The following is a 17,211-nucleotide window of genomic DNA, read 5'->3' as shown; positions in this document are numbered from 1 at the left end:
GACAGGCACTGAAGGGCTTGTAGCTAAATGAATCAAAAAGGTTAGAAGAGTACTACCGCTTCTAACCTTTACACATTATATCTCCGTAGCCGTAATCTCCTGTGTACCTACTCGTTTAGCAGCGCCGTGCATAACCGGACCGACGTATTCGTTCAACTTCCAACCGTTTGCAATCGCAGCGGTAACGAATTTCTTCGCTTCGATGACGGCTTCTCGCACATTTAGACCGTTCGCAAGATTCGCTGTGATCGCAGCTGCGAAAGTGCAGCCAGCGCCGTGGTTATAGTGAGTTTCTGTCTTTTCGGCTTCAAGCAATGTAAACGTCTTGCCGTCATAGAAAAGGTCCGCAGCTTTATCATGCTGAAGCTGCTTTCCGCCTTTGATCACGACATTGCGTGCGCCTAATGAATGAATCTTTTCAGCGACGGACTTCATTTGCTCAATTGTAGACGGTGTTTTCATGCCCGCAAGTTGGCCTGCTTCGAACAAGTTTGGTGTAACGATTTCCGCTTTCGGTAGCAAAAACTCTACCATCGCGTCAACTGTTCCTGGATTCAGAACTTCATCCTCACCTTTACATACCATTACCGGGTCGATCACGACATGGTCAAGACCGGATTCAGCAATAGCTTCCCCAGCAGTTTCGATGACTTCCTCCGTACTAAGCATTCCAGTTTTTATCGCGTCAATTCCTGTCGAAAGTGCTGTTTTGAGTTGCGCCTTCAAAACGTCGATCGGAAGTGAGTAAACTCCATGGCTCCAATTATTATCGGGGTCCATCGTCACGACGACTGTCAAGGCCGTCATGCCATATGTGCCATGCTCTTGGAATGTTTTAAGGTCGGCTTGGATTCCGCGCCGCCTGATGTATCGGTACCTGCAATTGTAAGTGTCTTCTTCATAGTCATGGTTTAAATCTCCTCCTGTTCACTAACTCCATCCTTAATAGTAATCAAAATAAAGAATAAATACAATTGTCGGAGATTGAAGATTAAAGTCGTATTAAGAATTTATTCAAGTCTATCTATTGTTTGCTTGGGAACTTTTCGATAGGCTATACGTACAACTTAATAGCGAATCTCATAGATAAAATGTCGAAAGAAGGGGAGTGAGGGTATGGAAGATAAGAAGAAACTGCAAGAGATTGAAAGGTTATTAAAGGAACTCAAAGCATCCGAAGCCGAAAGTGCGGTGACAGTGGAAGAGGCGCTCGGCAGGAAAACCAAACCGAGACCCAAATCCACCGTCAGTTTGTGGCGAGTAACCAAAATGCTTTTGTTTGGCTGGAAACGGTCAATAATCTTAATCGCGGTCATTCTGCTCCTTGCCTTCATCTCTGTACCTTTTATCGCTTTCCAATTCTTGAAGCAAGGTAGCACCTTCACGGAACAGAAAGGCGTTTTCCTTGAACAGATAATGGATCTGAATGAAATGGCGACTGCGGAAGCCTTTACGAAAGTCATCGTCGAGCGTCAAGACAACCAGTTGTTTGGACAAAGCATCGGGATGAATTTGCCAGGAACAAAACGACAGCTGCTTGTTGTCATTCCGGGGTCCGTTAAAGCTGGCGTCGACATGTCCAAATTAGCCGAAAAAGATGTAATTATAGATGAAAAGAATAAGACTGCGAAACTATTTTTGCCTCCAGCGATCTTTTTAGGCGGCGCTGAAATCTACTTTGATGAAGTTGAAGTTTATTCGTACGAAGGGGTTTTTCGCACGAAGGCGAATATCGATGAAGCTTATGAACTTGCTGCTGAGGCGAAGACGCTCATCCTCGAGGAAGCAACCGGCCAAGGAGTTTTGAAAACTGCGGAATTTAATGCTGAAAAGACGTTGAAGGAAATGTTTTCATTCGCAGGATACGACGTAACAATCGAATTCAAGGAGTGAACAACATGACAGAGGAAAGATTCGGCAACGATTGGGATGAAGTCCTCACGGAGGAATTTCAGAAACCGTATTACTTGCAGCTTCGCGATTTCCTAAGAGAAGAATACACCAACCACGCCGTGTATCCTCCGATAAAAGATATGTGGACGGCATTCAAGTTGACGCCGTTCGAAGACGTGAAAGTCGTGATTTTAGGGCAGGATCCATACCACGGTCCTGGACAAGCTCACGGACTCAGCTTCTCGGTCAAGCCAACTGTCAAAATTCCGCCAAGCCTTCGGAATATGTTCAAAGAATTGCAGAGTGATATTGGTTGTGCCATTCCGGAAACGGGAACCCTTACCGGCTGGGCGGAACAGGGCTTGCTCATGCTCAACACCATTCTGACAGTGAGGGAAGGGGAGGCGCATTCCCATCGGAAAAGTGGCTGGCATCTTTTTACGGACGAAGTGATTCGGAAACTTTCCAATCGTGAAGAGCCAGTCGTTTTCATCCTATGGGGGCGACCCGCGCAAGAGAAAAAGAAGCTGATCGACGAAACACGAAATGCAATTATCGAATCCGTCCACCCAAGTCCGCTTAGTGCAAACCGTGGATTTTTTGGCAGCAGGCCATACTCCAAGGCGAATCAGTTCTTGAAACAGTGGAATGAAAAGCCGATGGACTGGTGCAATACGATTAGGAAGTTTTAACTCGTCGATCCAAGTGGTAAAGTAAAGTGAAAGAGGTTGGTCGAATGGCGGGGAACTGTTTTCAATGCCAATATTTCTTTGTCACATGGGACCCGCAAAACCCGCGTGGCTGCAAAGCGTACGGATTCAAAACGCGGGAAATCCCATCCATCGTCGTCAAGCGATCATCCGGAATGGAATGCTTGAAATATGAACCGAAGAAAGGGGTTGCAAAACAATGATTACAAACGAACGAATCATTGAGGAAATGGAACGCCAGCTCAGCTTTGCAAAGTCGGCAAAGGACGACCAAACTGTCCGTGAAGCATTAACGGCGGTAAGGGCTCTATGTCAAGTCGTGCTTGGCGAGACTAATACTGAGCGTCAAGAAGAACCAATCATCACACCAAGAACAATGGCCATCTCCCATAAGCCGTTACTTTCTTCATTGGAAGGCAAGCCGTTAGATGAGGAAGACGCAAACGGCGGCTCAATCTTTGATTTTTAATTAAAAGCCAAAACAGCTATGATAAGAGATGGAGCAATTATCTTTACGATAGAAAGTAGGAAAACAATATGCCGTTCTTCATTATCGCAGGAGCTGTTAACGCAGCACTTGCCGTTGCATTCGGTGCATTCGGCGCGCATGCCTTAAAAGAAAAGCTATCCGAACATTATCTCAGCCGTCTGGGAAACAGCCGTCCAATACCAAATGTTTCACGCAATCGGCCTCCTTGTAGTTGGCATCCTCATGAGCCCGTCACTCATGGGCTCATCCACCCAACTGACATGGGCAGGCTACTTGCTATTAGCCGGCATCATCATCTTTTCCGGCAGCCTATACGTCCTCAGCCTATCTGGCATCGGCATTTTAGGCGCCATCACTCCAATCGGCGGCGTCGCATTCATTGTTGGATGGATCATGTTAATCATCGCAGCTATCAAATTTGGAAAATGATATAGGAAATGAAGCGGTTTGAAGAACTAAAATTCTTCAGACCGTTTTTTTAATCGCGTCGGGGAATGGGGTGGGAATGGGGTGGGGCGCGTTCAAAGAAGCGCAGTCCGCGTCCAATCCCCCCTCAATCTTCAATGAATTGTCAAAACCTTCACACATACACTCGCTCATTTTTGATATCCTATAAAAAAGGGGGAATTTCCATGGTGTTGAACCGTTTTCGTTCAAAACAAGTCCTATTTGCTGGACTATTGCTATTTGTTCTTGTCAGCAATTATTTTGTCTATCGGCTACCTGCAATCCCTATGCCAGAAAACGCCCGTGCAGTCGTCATCGGCTCGTTAGTGGACCTCGCCATCGTTGCGCCGCTACTGATGCTATCGCTCACAAGGAAGAAAGGTTTCAGCTTGAAGCGATTTATCACATTCATGGTGATGGGGCTTATAGCTGCGAGATTCATCATTCCGATCAACTATTTTGAGCCATTCAAATTCGTCCCATACGCAGCAATCGGTGTCGAAGGACTAATCGTACTTGCTGAACTCGGGCTGATTTTCCTGTTAATTAAACATCTACCAAGAATTATCAAGGAAATAAAGGAGCATCAAGTTAGTAGCCTATTCGCGTTCCCCGCACTTGTAAAAGAGAAAGTTTCATCCCACCCGCTCATTTCCATAGTGGCGGCAGAATCACTTATGTTCTATTACGCATTTGCCTCTTGGAAACGGAAACCGCCCGTCGGGGAAATTATGTTTTCATTGCACCAGAAGACAAGTCTGTTAGCGTTTTACATTATGCTTATTCACGCAATTGTTATCGAGACGATTGGTATCCATTGGTGGTTACATGGGAAATCCGCGATACTCTCCATCGTATTGCTTATCTTGAATATTTACACAGTCATTTACTTCATTGCAGATATTCAAGCCGTACGCTTGAACCCATTGAAGATGAATGAAAATCATATGCAAGTATCCCTCGGACTCGGGAAACGCATGGAAATTCCTTATGATGCGATTGGAAAAATCGATTGGGGTCTCGATGCGGAACACTATAATTTGAAATCAAAGGGATTGATCGAATTCATGGCCCGTGATTTTGAAGAAGTGAAGCCGCATTGCATCATCCATTTCAGCCGGCCTTTGAAGGCGACATTATTCCTTGGAATGGAAAAGGAATTTACTGCGACTACGTTACGGGTGGATGAACCGGAAAGATTCCGGCATATACTTGAAAATAAAAGAAGTCTTCCATTGCCGAAATAGGCAACGGAAGACCTTTTTTCATTGGTCAAGGCTGTTGATTAAAGTAGTTCAGTTCTTCATTAAACTCCGCATAGTCAAAATAAATCATTGGCATCAAGTAGCGTTTGCCACTAGCTGTGCTTAAAATGACGTGATCACGACCGGCTGCTTCAACTACTCCGGGAATTGCTAAAGTGTTTTTTCCCGCTTCGATTGCATGCTCGAACGAGAAGTGGAAAACGCCGGGCTTGCCTCTATTCAGTCGAAGAATGTTCTCTATATACGATTGCTCGACAAAAGGCGGCCTACCACCAGTACTTGGGACTGTTGTAGGCGGTACCATACCAGGCATTTGATTCTGAAACTGAAACTGTGGTTGAAACTGTGGAGATTGCTGCTGAAAACCGGGATTCCAATAGTATTGGACCATTTTTTCATCCTTTCAATTTTGAAATTGGATTAAACTTGTGGACAATCCTGTGCACTAGGGAAAAGAAGCAATGCGCTTTGTACCTTCCGGTGTTCCATTGATTGTACCATTGGACAGGGCAATCGCCAGATGGTTCGAAAAACCAGAGTGAACGGGTTGCTGAAACACCATTTGTTAGAGGTTCCGGACATCTTTAAAATCCAAACAGTCAGCACGCACTCGGTTGACTCCGACATTTCCAACCATCAGCATACCAAGCTGCCTTTCACCTTTGCATCTGCGCGCATCAACCTTGCAAGCAAGTCAACTTCCTTATCTGTGTACTTTATAACTGCCACAGCATAACCCCCTCGGTAAACCATATGCTTTACTACTTTCATTCATGACCAAAAAACTTCCCAACCCTTTCTGAAACGAGGGTTCTGAATCCAGTGAATTGTGTAGTCATCTATCTTGGGATACATGTATACTAAGGGGAAGGGGGGATTGCATGCGAATTGAAAATAATATACCAAGTTTCATTGATTTTTGGGGAGCGGGCGAAGATAAAACATTTGCTGAGTTGGAAGCGTATTTAAATGAACATGAAAGGGTCTATGCAAACTATTTTCCGATTCATTGCCCAAGAACAGAGGAACGCCTGCAAGCGGCACTCAAGAAATATAATGAAAAATTTTACGATATCCGTTCCATTTCAGAAAGTCTGCCGGCAATTCTTCAAGAGATGACTGCGGTTTATCAAAAGAAATATAATCTTGATGTTGAGATGAGTTATAAAATGCTTGTCGGCACATTCGGCTCAAACGCATTCGTGACAAGGGACAACAGAAGGGAAATCTATTTTGCCGTCGAAAAATTATCACCAGAACATGACCACCTAAAAGTGATTGCCGCGCACGAAATTGGACATGTCACTCATTTTTCAATGGCAACCCGTCAAGGTATGGATTGGTCCACAGTCGATTGGATGCACGGCTTGACGACGCTTTTCACAGAAGGCGCTGCAACGTATTTATCCAAGCAGACAGTCCCGGGTCTATCGGAACCAATTTATTTTACATATGATGACGACGGGGAACCATGGGTGAAATGCTACGAGGAAAATAAAGCCGAAGTGAAGCGACGATTTTTAGACGATGCCTTAATAGGAGAATGGGATATGGCGAAGGAAAAAGAATGGTTCCGACTTTCCGGAGGCTCCTATTTCGGCCATAACCGTATTGGCTATTTGTTAGGCACGGACTACGTTGAACATCTCGTAAATCGTCTCGGTGAAGACTCAGCTTTGACGTTTTGGAATGGAAATGACTTGAAAGAGGATATTATAAGCTATTTAAGGGGATGAAAATTCATTCACTATCGTGGTTTATGCGTGTTTACGAGCGTTTATGGACATTTCTGTGGAATTATGCGTTTTTGTAAACATTTATGGACTTTTAGGTGAATTTATGCGTGATTGAGACGATTTATGGACTTTTCGTATCCTATATTAGTGATCTCCGTTGATTGAAGCGAAAGGCGGCGACTCCTGCCGGAAAAGCATGAGCTGAAGACCCCGCAACGAAGCGAAGCGTAGTGAGGAGGCTGAAGCCATGCCGGCGGAAAGCGTCCGCCTGTAGCGGAAATCAACATTATAAAAAGGAGCCCCAGTATTGGCGGCTCCTTGCACGTTTAATCAAACAGTAAAAAATGAAGCTTTTTTATCTCCATCCAACATCGTCCCGATAAAGAACGATCCGAATACGCCATAACGCGCACTCACTTCATCAAAACGCATCTCATAAACCAATTTCTTGAACTGAAGCACATCATCTGAAAACAGCGTAACGCCCCATTCGAAATCATCGAAACCGACAGAACCGGAAATGATCTGCTTCACTTTGCCCGCATAGCCGCGTCCAATCATCCCGTGACTACGCATCATAGCCTTACGCTCATCCATGCTGAGCATATACCAGTTATCCTCGCCATCACGCTTCTTGTCCATCGGGTAGAAGCAAATGTACTGGCTACGTGGCAATTCCGGATACAAACGTCCGCGTACATACGGATTTTGGTATGGATCCTCATTGGATTCACCCGCAAGATAATTTGACAATTCCACAACGGAAACATACGAATACGCAGGAATCGTATAGTCTGCAATCGTCAATTTATTGAATTCCGCTTCAAGCTCTTGCAATTCGTCAATCGTTGGGCGCAACGTCATCAACATGAAGTCCGCTTTTTGCCCCACAACCGTGTAAAATGCATGGCTACCGGTTTTATTATCATCGGCTTGCTGTAATTTATCCAAATAAGCGATGAATTCATCAACCGCTTGCTGACGCTCCTCTTTTGAAATCAACTTCCAAGACGCCCAATCCATCGTGCGGAAATCATGTAATACATACCAGCCATCGAGTGTAATCGCTGCTTCGTTCATATGAATTCAAACTCCTTTATACGTTGATTTACTTCTCCCCATAGTCTAACACAACGAAGTCAAAAACATGATTCTGAGTCGCCAACTTCACATAATCGACAAGAAGTGTATAACTGTTCCTCAGGCATGATCTGGTGTATGCTTATAGCGGAAAAAAACTGATCTAACAACCGGGAGATAATGAAATGTCTAATTTGCAATTACCAAAATGGCGCTTCATCGACGAATCGATGATTGCAATAAATCGCTCCGCCCTTGAGTCCTTCGCAATGGATGATACACTTTGCCATCTCGTCGGCCAGAAAATGACCGTGCCGACCGTCCGCACATGGGTGCATGATCACACAATCGTCTTAGGCATCCAGGATCACCGTTTGCCGCATATCGATGACGCGTTGCCGCCGCTTCACGAAGCGGGCTATAAAACAATTGTCCGGAATTCAGGTGGACTTGCTGTTGTGCTCGATGAAGGCGTGCTCAATATTTCAATTATTCTATCCGAACAGGACGGATCCATCGATATTCCGGAAGGTTATGAATCAATGTTAGCCTTTGTCCGCATGCTGTTTCCGGAAGCAGCGGATCAAATAGAAGCCTATGAAATTGTCGGCTCCTATTGTCCGGGCACTTATGACTTAAGCATCGGCGGCCGCAAGTTCGCAGGGATTTCCCAAAGAAGACTACGGCAAGGCGTCGCAGTCCAAGTATATTTATGCGTGGAAGGCAGCGGCGCTGAACGTGCAGAACTCATTCGCGATTTATACGAAAACGGTTTGCAAGGCGAGCAGACAAAATTCACCTACCCAACGATACAGCCGGAAGTAATGGCATCCCTGTCGGAACTTTTAGGTGAACCACTAACTGTCAGCGACATCAACATTCGTGTCCAGCTACTGCTCCGAGCGCTTTCAACAGAAGAATTCCAAATGGCAGGCCTAACGCCGGAAGAAATGGAACTCTATCTGTTCTACTTAAATCGCGTCGTCGAACGAAATCAAAAAATGCTTGCAAGAGGTTAAAAACGCATAAATCATGTTAGACACGCATAAACGCGCGCAATCACTCATAAACGCGTAGAATCACTCATAAATCGCACAAGACACGCATAAACTCACGCAATTACGCATAAACGCCCCCTCCCCAAAAATAAAAAACCGCCGGATCAATGATTGATCGGCGGTTCTTTTGATACGAGGTTGCCGTTACGCTCCATCGTGAAGACCGGGGCGGTACGCTCAGTGTCATCATCCAATGTAACTAATCTACGGGCGCGGTTCATGATCTGCACGAACTGTTCGTAGTCGCTTCTCAAGGTTTTATTCTCCAATTGAAGCTTTTCAATCTCTTTTTGAAGAGTCTCGACTTTCTCATTTGCGATTTTTGCAGTCTGTTTCCATCTGAGTGATTCAGAGTCGCCTCCGCCGCTATGATGTAAACGAATTAAATAAGCAATAACGGTGTCAAGGGATAATGCGGATAGTGGACAGGCGTCCGCTCTTCCTGATCTTCCCCTTGCAAAGGGCTATATAGCTGTTGGCTGCGTCGCTTGAAATCAGCACCTAACACACGCATTGCCTGTTTCCGTTCCTTTTTCGCCTCAGATAGTTCTTTCTCGTAATCGCGGCGAACGACTGCATTCCATCTGAATCCGCAAGCGGCAGCTGTCCTATTAAGGGCATCGCCCACTTCTTCGAATGCGCCTAACTGTGTACTGCCTTCCCTGACATGCCGCAACACCGTCTCGGCTAATAAAATATCATTTTCCTCGAGCCAAGCATCCTGTCTAACTTTCACCATCTCCTTGCCTCCTGCCATGTTAATAGTCTCTTTCTTACGGTCAGTGTGGACAGTGTTGAATCCTTTTATTCATTCAAACTAAAACACTTTCCAAAAAATATAAAGTTCTTTTCAAAGAAAACCGTCCTTTTCTCATCTTCCACCTTCTCGACTTTTTGATATACTTAAGAAAAGGCATCGACGGAGGTGGATGAATAAGTGGACTATAAAAATGAAAAGCTTTTCGAAGAGAAAGTATTCAAGGATCCGGTCCACCGGTATATCCATGTGCGCGACAAAGTGATTTGGGACGTCATCGGCACGCGCGAATTTCAGCGGCTTCGCAGGATTCGGCAGTTAGGGACGACCTACATTGTCTTCCACGGAGCGGAGCACAGCCGTTTTCAACACTCATTAGGCGTCTATGAAATTGTTAGGCGGATCATTGATGACGGTTTTAGCGGGCAAAAGGAATGGAATGCTGAAGAACGATTACTGACACTTTGCGCAGCCTTGTTGCATGACCTCGGACATGGCCCGTTTTCCATGCGTTTGAAAAGGTATTCGCGCTTGACCATGAAAAGTTCACGCAAGACATCCTGACAGGGGACACGGAAGTGAATAAAGTGCTTCGCCGCGTTTCGCCGGACTTTCCTCAACAAATTGCAGATGTCATCGGCAAGACTTATCCGGACAAGCTTGTCGTCAGCCTCATTTCAAGCCAAATCGACGCAGACAGAATGGATTACTTGCAACGGGACGCCTATTACACTGGCGTATCCTACGGTCATTTCGACATGGAGCGAATTCTTCGCGTCATGCGTCCAGACGAGGAACAGGTAGTTATCAAGTTTAGTGGAATGCACGCGGTGGAAGACTATATAATGAGCCGCTACCAAATGTATTGGCAAGTCTACTTCCACCCGGTTTCGCGAAGCGCAGAGGTCATTTTGATGAAAATCCTGCATCGTGCAAGATATCTACATAAAAGCGGCTACAAGTTCACTTACGAGCCTGTCCAATTCAAATCATTTTTCGACCGGACATTCGGGCTCGAGGAGTACATATCGTTGGATGAAGGCGTACTGATGACCTATTTCCAATGGTGGCGCAATGAAAAAGATGAAATCTTGGCGGACCTATGCGATCGCTTCCTGAATCGCCGACTATTTCAATACGCTGAATTCGATCCTGCGACGGAATACCGGAAAATTGGCGAACTTGAAAAGCTATTCAAAGAAGCTGACATAAATCCAGAATATTATCTTGTCACAGATTCATCTTCGGACCTGCCATACGATTTTTATCGTCCAGGTGAAGAAAATGAACGCGTGCCAATTTACTTACAGATGCCAAGCGGGGAGCTGCGTGAGCTATCCCGTTCATCGGAGATTGTTGATGCGATATCAGGTAAACGAAGGACTGACCATAAAATTTATTTTCCAGAGGATCTGTTGGCTGCGAAAAGGGATGAAAACCCTTTGTACGATAAAATTTTACGGATGTTAAGAGGGTAGGAAGGAGTGGAGTGGCTTGTTGCAAGAACATGCCAAGATTGTGCAATTTATTGCCATGGCAAATGAAGTGAACGGACGGAAAAAGCTGCAAAAGATGATCTATATCGCTAAAAAGATGGATTTCCCTTTTGCTGAAAAATATGAGTTGCATATGTACGGACCTTATTCGGAGGAATTAACGCTCCGAGTCGAGGAGCTATGCGAAATGGGCTTCCTCGCGGAAAGCTGTGAAGATAAAGGTTCCTACGTCCAATATAGCTATAATGTAACGGAGGAAGGGGAACGATTCGTCGAAATGGCGGAATCTCCTCACGCCAGTTTAGACGATCTCCTCAGCAGACTGAACGGAAAAAGTTCAAGATTCCTTGAACTGGTTTCCACTTTGCTTTATTTCGATTACCTACCAAAGGACGAGCAAATCGCTAAAGTGCATATCGTGAAAAATAAACTAAATTTCAGCGAAGACGAAATGAACGACGCCTTCGCATTCATCGCAGAACTCCCAACGTGTTCGACAGTCGCATAATAGTACCGAATCCCCTTATGAAAGGGGATTTTTTTATTGGAATAAAGTGATGGAGACCCCGCGCTCAAGAACCCTAAAACCCAATAAAAAACGATGTGAGGATTTATATTCTCACATCGCTTCGATCAGTTGGCGTCGCTCGCGCGTTTGCCTCCAGTTGCAAAATGGTTTTTGGACATTTCTTCGATAATGACAGAAACGTTTTGAATCGGAGCACCCGTCGTTTCAGCGACGACCGCAGACACTTTTTCACAGAGATTGCGTTTCTGCTCATCCGTGCGGCCTTCAAGCATTTTTACAGTTACGATTGGCATACTATTTCCCCCTTTCGACTATCTTTAGGTATAGTGTATATAATAGCAGAATGGGAGGGGTAATAGAAATGACGAATGAGCAGAAACCAAAACAGAAATTAGGATTTACCATCATAAAAGATGATCCAACCGATGGGCATAAAGGGTTCGGAATCGGATCATTGTCACTCGAAAACGTCTCGCCGGTAATCGTCGACATCAATGAAGAGGAGGCGCGCATCGAATTCGGTGCGATGCATGCCCGCAGCGACACGGAACGCGGTGTAAAATTCACGACGAACCGAGAAGATTCCGAAGGCGGGAAACCATACTGGCTCGTCTGGGTCACTATCGACTTCAAGGAAGAAGGCCCCTACTATGCCGGCGTTACTGCATGCGAAATGGTTGTAAACAAAGAGAAGCGCAGAGGATATAAAATTCTTGCCGATCATGTCAATAGAATGGATAAGTCAATGAAGCGGCATATAATGGTCGATTTTATGGATGATAAATCGAAAAAGATTCTCTCCAATTTCCTTTCGACGCATAATAAAGAGATGTGGGACCGAAGCGAACCGAAATTACACATCGATTTAGCCGTAGATTCACCCGAATTATGAACAAACTGTGAAACTTGCCATATACAGCAACTTCTGAGGTTGAATGTCAGTTCAAAAGGAAGTACACTGAAACTACAGCTTGCACTTGTAAGCTAGGACAACCGGAACATGTATATTCTGTCAAATGCTGGTTCATTACCAACCCAAGCAATGCTCCATCACAAGACAGACTGCATGCGACGGTAAAAAAGCTTTGCCTCTCCGATGAATTTCGGAAGGCAAAGCTTTTTTGATTTTTGAATGAATTGCCGGTTCTCGTTAATACATCAAGAGTTCTCGTTCATGGCCCAGGAGTTCTCGTTAATAGTCAAGGAGTTCTCGTTAACGTATCGTGAGTTCTCGTTCTCGGTCTTGGAGTTCTCATTAACGCCGAGTAACTTCTCTTTCTCGACCGAAGACTTCTCATTTATCCACAAAAAGTTCTCATTCCCTGCCCGAAACTTCTCAATCACTAAAAAAATGTCTATTCAAAAAACGAAAATGGAAACAGTTCAAAAGTTCCTGACTCACTGTCCTGGCCGTTATTCTGTTCGCGCAAGTTCTTGTCGGTGCAAAGTTTTTGTGGCATGTCTTTTTCCTTCAAGTACATAAGTCGCTGTTTCGGACATTCGTTGACCGCGATTCCACCGGTTTCGATATCGACCTTTATACTGCTGATGCCTTTCGGTGGGATGAAAGGCTCGGGTGCTTTGCCAGCATGCACCGTTTCCATGAAGTCGATCCAAATTTTCTTTGATGCGGCTTTATCCTGAAGGTCCGTCAGTTGTTGCCCGACGTCATATCCTGTCCAAATTCCGGCAGTGAGTGACGGCGTGTATCCGATAAGGTATTGGTCAGAAATGGTAGTTCCTGATTTAGCGGCATATGGCCTGCTTTGCTTGGAACGCATTGAAAGACCGGTAGCAACGGAATAATCATTGAAAACGGGGTCGAACATTCCTGTCAGTAAATGGGTGAGCACAAATGCATCCTGTTCGGTAATGGCCCGCTTCGTATTTTTCTTCGGCTGCTCGTATACCGTCTTTCCTGTCGAGTCCGTAATGGACAATATGGTTGTAGGTTCGACTTGCAATCCGCCTGAAGCAATCCTGTTATAGGCGTTTGTCATTTCCAACAATGAAACCTCGGATGTCCCCAACGCAACTGCCGGTGACTCCTGGAATTAACGTTAATCCCTAAGCGCTCCGCCATTTTATTGAATTTCTTATATCCGATATCCTCAAGCGTTTTTACAGCATAAATATTATCTGAAATGGCAACTGCCTGGGCCAGGGAAATTGGATGGCCAGCGAATTTCCCATTAACGTTTTTCGGTTCATAGGTGGAGCGTCCTTCATCATAGGTGAAAACTGTCCGTTCCGTAGACTTGAACGTCAATGGGTTGTAACCTTCCTCAAGCGCCGCCGCATATAATATCGGCTTCATTGCAGAACCAGGCTGCCGTTTCGCTTGTGTCACCCTATTGAAAGGACTTTCCGAATAATTCACGCCTCCGACGAGCGATGTGATGGCCCCGGTTTCAGTCTCAATTGACATAAACCCGACTTGTAGCTCACTATCAGGCATATATTTCGCGATGTACTCCTCGGCCGTCTTCTGATGATGTTGGTCAAGGGTTGTCCGGATTGTCCAACCACCCTCAGCGGGGTAGCGTCCTTTTTTGCTCAAAATCTCCTCCGCTTCCTTCCAAACTTCAGCAAGGAAATAAGGGGCGATCTGCTTCATGTCGGCCCAGTCATCCGTTCTTAACGTGATTGCAATATCCGCCGCACGGTCCCTTTGCTGTTCAGTGATAAATCCCTGATTCTTCATAAGCGAAAGGATCAGCAATTGCCTCTCCGGGATTGCTCCGGATAATCACGTGGTGAGTAAACCGATGGACCTTTCGCAATCGCCGTAATGACCGCCGATTCCTCAAGTGTCAAATCCTTCGCAGACTTCGCGAAATAATACCGACTTGCAGCCTCAACACCATACATTCCGTGACCGAAATAGACCGTATTCAAATAGCCTTCCAAAATGACATCTTTCTCATAGAAAGTTTCAAGCCGGTACGCATACAATGCCTCTTTAATCTTCCGGGTCCATGATTTTTCATGTGTTAAAAATAAATTACGGGCATACTGCTGGGTAATGGAGCTCGCGCCTTCCGCTTTACGCATCGATTTAATATCTTTCAAAACAGCTCCGGCAATTCGTTTATAATCAAATCCGTTATGATTGAAGAAATTCCTATCTTCTGTCGCAATTACGGCGTCGATCAAAAACGGGGAAATCTCATCAAGATCAACCCAATATCGACGTTCTGCGGAAAATTTATCACCAATTTGCCGCCCGTTCTTATCAAGAAACACACTCGCTTTTGGGACGCTTAAAGAAGGAGCGCCTGTAATTTGAGCGTATAGACGAAGGCATAAAAACATAGTGAAAAACGCAGTTACCGCTGTAATCGCCAGCATGGAAAAACGTCGTAAAAATACTCGTCTCTTTTTCTTCTTTATATACTCTACTCTTTTCATGCAATCCCTTCTCCCACCGTTCTTTGCAGTCAGTATGCAACAGGAAGAAGAAGATTAAACTGAAAAAACGGGAGAAAATGATATTATCATCATCTATTGGAATACTAGGGTGGAAAACGATATAATGAATAGATATTTTGAACCTTAAGGGCGGTGCACGTGTGAAATCAAACATAGAAGGACGTAATGTGAATGTTCATCTTCAGTCCACAATCCGGCACGATGGCCAAACTGCGGATAAACATGAACTGATAGCTTCAGGGATTTTGATTGAAAAAGCAGGTAAAACGTATTTGCAATTTGAAGAGAATACGAACGGTCAACAGGTGAGGACGACTGTCAAATTGGATGAACCGGATGCATTGATCATGAGAACAGGTGCAGTTCAAATGCGTCTGCCTTTCACTGTCGGAGAAATTCGACCAGGTACATATGGCGCAGGTCCAGCGACGTTTGACTTATTAGTAAATACGACGAAACTCGAAGTAATGGAAAACAGGTTTACGGCACATTACGAATTACATGTGGAAGACGCACTTCTTGGCATACATGAAATGACGATTCACTACACGGAGGAAAATAATGAACGCAGTTGAAAAGATTCAACATGAAATCAAAGAAGCATTTCGCGAGGCGGTAGTCGCTTCTGGACTTACAGAAAGCACTGAAATTCCCGATATCCTCCTCGAAACACCGAAAAACAAGGAGAACGGCGATTATGCAACAAACATCGCGATGCAATTGACGAAAATCGCGAAAAGCCACCACGCGCGATAGCTGAAGCAATACTTGAGAAAATAGATACATCCAAAACAGCTATTCAATCTGTCGAGATCGCAGGTCCAGGTTTCATCAACATTAAGCTGAAAAGCGATACGTTAGGCGAGGTCATTACCGCGGTTCTTTCCCAAGGGGAAAACTACGGTCGTTCCACTTACGGCAAAAACGAAAAAGTACAAATCGAATTTGTTTCAGCGAATCCAACAGGTGACTTACATCTTGGACATGCTCGCGGAGCGTCGATCGGCGATTCATTAAGCAACATCCTCGATTTTGCAGGCTTCGATGTAGCAAGAGAATACTACATCAATGACGCGGGCAATCAAGTGAATAATTTGGCCCTTTCAGTCGAGGCCCGATACTTCCAAGCATTGGGTCTTGAAAAAGAAATGCCAGAAGACGGCTACCATGGACAAGACATCATAGGGATCGGCAAGCAATTAGCTGAGGAATTCGGAGATAAATACGTAAATACGTCAGAAAAGGAACGTCAGGAGTTTTTCAGAGAGTACGGACTTAATTTCGAATTGGCGAAATTGAAGCAGGATCTTGAGAATTTCCGTGTACGATTCGATAACTGGTTCTCTGAAACATCCCTCTACACGGATGGGAAAATCGGCATCGCGCTTGATAAATTACGCGCGAACGGGCATGTTTACGAAGAAGACGGTGCGACATGGTTCCGCTCAACAACATTCGGGGACGATAAAGACCGTGTACTTATCAAAAATGACGGCACATATACGTACTTGACGCCGGATATCGCGTATCACGAAGACAAGCTTCGCCGCGGTTTCGATAAGCTCATCAACATCTGGGGTGCTGACCACCACGGTTATATCCCGCGTATGAAGGCAGCGATTGAAGCGTTGGGCTACAACCGCGACACACTTGAAGTGGAAGTTGCACAAATGGTGCAGCTTTACAAAGACGGCGAAAAGTTCAAAATGAGCAAGCGGACGGGAAAGCTGTCACGTTGCGCGAACTTGTTGAAGACGTAGGTCTTGACGCAGTCCGTTATTTCTTCGCAATGCGTTCGGGCGATTCACAGATGGACTTCGACCTCGACCTTGCCATTTCGCAGTCGAATGAAAACCCTGTATACTACGCGCAATACGCGCACGCTCGGATTTCATCAATTTTGCGACAAGCGGATGAATCAGATCTTTCCGCTTCAACGGATTATTTGAATTTATTGCAATCCGAAAAAGAATCGTCGCTATTAAAGAAAATCGGCGACTTCCCGCGGGTAGTAAGCGATGCAGCAAGAATGCGCGCTCCGCACCGGATCACAATCTATATCCAAGAGCTTGCCGCGGAATTCCACAGCTTCTACAACGCGGAAAAAGTGCTTGACCCTGAAAACCGCGACTTGTCCAAAGCACGCCTATCTCTAATAACTGCAACACGCACAACAATCGCAAACGCATTGAAACTAATCGGCGTATCCGCTCCGGAAAGAATGTAATCGAATCGATTTGCCCCTCCAAACAGTGGAGGGGCTTTTTAGTGTCTGCATAAAAGTAATTATCCTGCCCAAAAACGCATAAAATTCCGCA

General features: G+C 45.1%; 16 protein-coding genes and 6 pseudogenes. 13 read left to right on the top strand and 9 right to left on the bottom strand.

Going from position 1 to position 17,211, the window contains the following annotated elements:
• Positions 1 to 75: 75 nt before the first annotated feature.
• Positions 76 to 908: pseudogene (gene thiD, locus QNH10_RS00565) on the bottom strand (bifunctional hydroxymethylpyrimidine kinase/phosphomethylpyrimidine kinase).
• A 208-nt stretch (positions 909 to 1,116) separates the two neighbouring features.
• Between thiD and QNH10_RS00560 the strand changes: the two are divergent.
• The 6 genes and pseudogenes from QNH10_RS00560 to QNH10_RS00535 all read left to right on the top strand — a co-directional run bounded on the left by QNH10_RS00560 (position 1,117) and on the right by QNH10_RS00535 (position 4,787).
• Positions 1,117 to 1,893 (top strand): DUF4230 domain-containing protein, encoded by a 777-nt coding sequence (locus QNH10_RS00560; RefSeq protein ID WP_283733110.1) that lies wholly within the window; start codon positions 1,117 to 1,119, stop codon positions 1,891 to 1,893.
• Between the two features lie 5 nt (positions 1,894 to 1,898).
• Positions 1,899 to 2,585: a uracil-DNA glycosylase gene (locus tag QNH10_RS00555; RefSeq protein ID WP_283733109.1), complete on the top strand. Its 687-nt coding sequence runs from the start codon at positions 1,899 to 1,901 to the stop codon at positions 2,583 to 2,585.
• A gap of 44 nt (positions 2,586 to 2,629) precedes the next feature.
• On the top strand, positions 2,630 to 2,806 hold the full coding sequence (locus tag QNH10_RS00550; protein WP_283733108.1) for a uracil-DNA glycosylase: 177 nt from the start codon (positions 2,630 to 2,632) through the stop codon (positions 2,804 to 2,806).
• Positions 2,803 to 3,072 carry a YwdI family protein gene (locus tag QNH10_RS00545; RefSeq protein ID WP_283733107.1) on the top strand — a complete coding sequence of 90 codons (270 nt, stop codon included), beginning with the start codon at positions 2,803 to 2,805 and terminating at the stop codon, positions 3,070 to 3,072. Before QNH10_RS00550 ends, QNH10_RS00545 begins: the two co-directional genes overlap by 4 nt.
• Positions 3,073 to 3,140: 68 nt before the next feature.
• Positions 3,141 to 3,522: pseudogene (locus QNH10_RS00540) on the top strand (DUF423 domain-containing protein).
• A gap of 203 nt (positions 3,523 to 3,725) precedes the next feature.
• Positions 3,726 to 4,787, top strand: coding sequence for a beta-carotene 15,15'-monooxygenase (locus QNH10_RS00535; protein ID WP_283733106.1), 1,062 nt, complete (start codon positions 3,726 to 3,728; stop codon positions 4,785 to 4,787).
• A gap of 25 nt (positions 4,788 to 4,812) precedes the next feature.
• On the opposite strand, the gene QNH10_RS00530 is transcribed toward QNH10_RS00535, so the two are convergent.
• On the bottom strand, positions 4,813 to 5,196 hold the full coding sequence (locus tag QNH10_RS00530; RefSeq protein ID WP_283733105.1) for a spore coat protein GerQ: 384 nt from the start codon (positions 5,194 to 5,196) through the stop codon (positions 4,813 to 4,815).
• Positions 5,197 to 5,225: 29 nt separating this feature from the next.
• Positions 5,226 to 5,534, bottom strand: a pseudogene (locus tag QNH10_RS00525) (cell wall hydrolase).
• 152 nt (positions 5,535 to 5,686) lie between these two features.
• Between QNH10_RS00525 and QNH10_RS00520 the strand changes: the two are divergent.
• Positions 5,687 to 6,541 (top strand): aminopeptidase, encoded by an 855-nt coding sequence (locus QNH10_RS00520; protein ID WP_283733104.1) that lies wholly within the window; start codon positions 5,687 to 5,689, stop codon positions 6,539 to 6,541.
• A gap of 330 nt (positions 6,542 to 6,871) precedes the next feature.
• On the opposite strand, the gene hemQ is transcribed toward QNH10_RS00520, so the two are convergent.
• Positions 6,872 to 7,621: a hydrogen peroxide-dependent heme synthase gene (gene hemQ / locus QNH10_RS00515; protein ID WP_283733103.1), complete on the bottom strand. Its 750-nt coding sequence runs from the start codon at positions 7,619 to 7,621 to the stop codon at positions 6,872 to 6,874.
• A 185-nt stretch (positions 7,622 to 7,806) separates the two neighbouring features.
• On the opposite strand from hemQ, the gene lipL reads away from it, so the two are divergent.
• Complete coding sequence (gene lipL / locus QNH10_RS00510) at positions 7,807 to 8,640, top strand: octanoyl-[GcvH]:protein N-octanoyltransferase (protein ID WP_283733102.1); 834 nt, start codon at positions 7,807 to 7,809, stop codon at positions 8,638 to 8,640.
• A gap of 143 nt (positions 8,641 to 8,783) precedes the next feature.
• On the opposite strand, the pseudogene QNH10_RS00505 reads toward lipL, so the two are convergent.
• Positions 8,784 to 9,418, bottom strand: a pseudogene (locus tag QNH10_RS00505) (RsfA family transcriptional regulator).
• A 198-nt stretch (positions 9,419 to 9,616) separates the two neighbouring features.
• Between QNH10_RS00505 and QNH10_RS00500 the strand changes: the two are divergent.
• Both QNH10_RS00500 and QNH10_RS00495 read left to right on the top strand, forming a co-directional pair.
• Positions 9,617 to 10,914 (top strand): annotated as a pseudogene (locus QNH10_RS00500) (HD domain-containing protein).
• Positions 10,915 to 10,930: 16 nt separating this feature from the next.
• On the top strand, positions 10,931 to 11,440 hold the full coding sequence (locus QNH10_RS00495) for a YwgA family protein (protein WP_283733101.1): 510 nt from the start codon (positions 10,931 to 10,933) through the stop codon (positions 11,438 to 11,440).
• A 125-nt stretch (positions 11,441 to 11,565) separates the two neighbouring features.
• On the opposite strand, the gene thmT is transcribed toward QNH10_RS00495, so the two are convergent.
• Positions 11,566 to 11,754 carry a 2-hydroxymuconate tautomerase gene (gene thmT, locus QNH10_RS00490; protein WP_283733100.1) on the bottom strand — a complete coding sequence of 63 codons (189 nt, stop codon included), beginning with the start codon at positions 11,752 to 11,754 and terminating at the stop codon, positions 11,566 to 11,568.
• Positions 11,755 to 11,822: 68 nt separating this feature from the next.
• On the opposite strand from thmT, the gene QNH10_RS00485 reads away from it, so the two are divergent.
• Positions 11,823 to 12,353 carry a YwhD family protein gene (locus tag QNH10_RS00485; RefSeq protein WP_283733099.1) on the top strand — a complete coding sequence of 177 codons (531 nt, stop codon included), beginning with the start codon at positions 11,823 to 11,825 and terminating at the stop codon, positions 12,351 to 12,353.
• Positions 12,354 to 12,816: 463 nt separating this feature from the next.
• Here QNH10_RS00485 and QNH10_RS20320 read toward each other — a convergent pair whose 3' ends face one another.
• Genes QNH10_RS20320 through QNH10_RS20310 form a run of 3 tightly spaced genes read right to left on the bottom strand, consistent with a single transcriptional unit; the run spans position 12,817 to position 14,872 of the window.
• Positions 12,817 to 13,491, bottom strand: coding sequence for a penicillin-binding transpeptidase domain-containing protein (locus QNH10_RS20320; RefSeq protein ID WP_347177949.1), 675 nt, complete (start codon positions 13,489 to 13,491; stop codon positions 12,817 to 12,819).
• Entirely contained in the window at positions 13,458 to 14,183 is a 726-nt protein-coding gene (locus QNH10_RS20315; protein ID WP_347177948.1) for a penicillin-binding transpeptidase domain-containing protein, read from the bottom strand. The genes QNH10_RS20320 and QNH10_RS20315 overlap by 34 nt, the downstream gene beginning before the upstream one ends.
• Positions 14,177 to 14,872, bottom strand: coding sequence for a transglycosylase domain-containing protein (locus QNH10_RS20310; protein WP_347177947.1), 696 nt, complete (start codon positions 14,870 to 14,872; stop codon positions 14,177 to 14,179). The genes QNH10_RS20315 and QNH10_RS20310 overlap by 7 nt, the downstream gene beginning before the upstream one ends.
• Positions 14,873 to 15,033: 161 nt before the next feature.
• Between QNH10_RS20310 and QNH10_RS00475 the strand changes: the two genes are divergently transcribed.
• Positions 15,034 to 15,468 (top strand): YwiB family protein, encoded by a 435-nt coding sequence (locus tag QNH10_RS00475; protein ID WP_283733098.1) that lies wholly within the window; start codon positions 15,034 to 15,036, stop codon positions 15,466 to 15,468.
• Positions 15,455 to 17,120: pseudogene (gene argS, locus QNH10_RS00470) on the top strand (arginine--tRNA ligase). The gene QNH10_RS00475 and the pseudogene argS overlap by 14 nt, the downstream one beginning before the upstream one ends.
• Positions 17,121 to 17,211: the final 91 nt, after the last annotated feature.

Source organism: Sporosarcina thermotolerans (genome assembly GCF_030067815.1).
GTDB classification, from domain to species: Bacteria; Bacillota; Bacilli; order Bacillales_A; family Planococcaceae; genus Sporosarcina; species Sporosarcina thermotolerans.
Note: the sequence above shows the minus strand (reverse complement) of the source record. Positions and strands in the feature narration are given on the sequence as shown.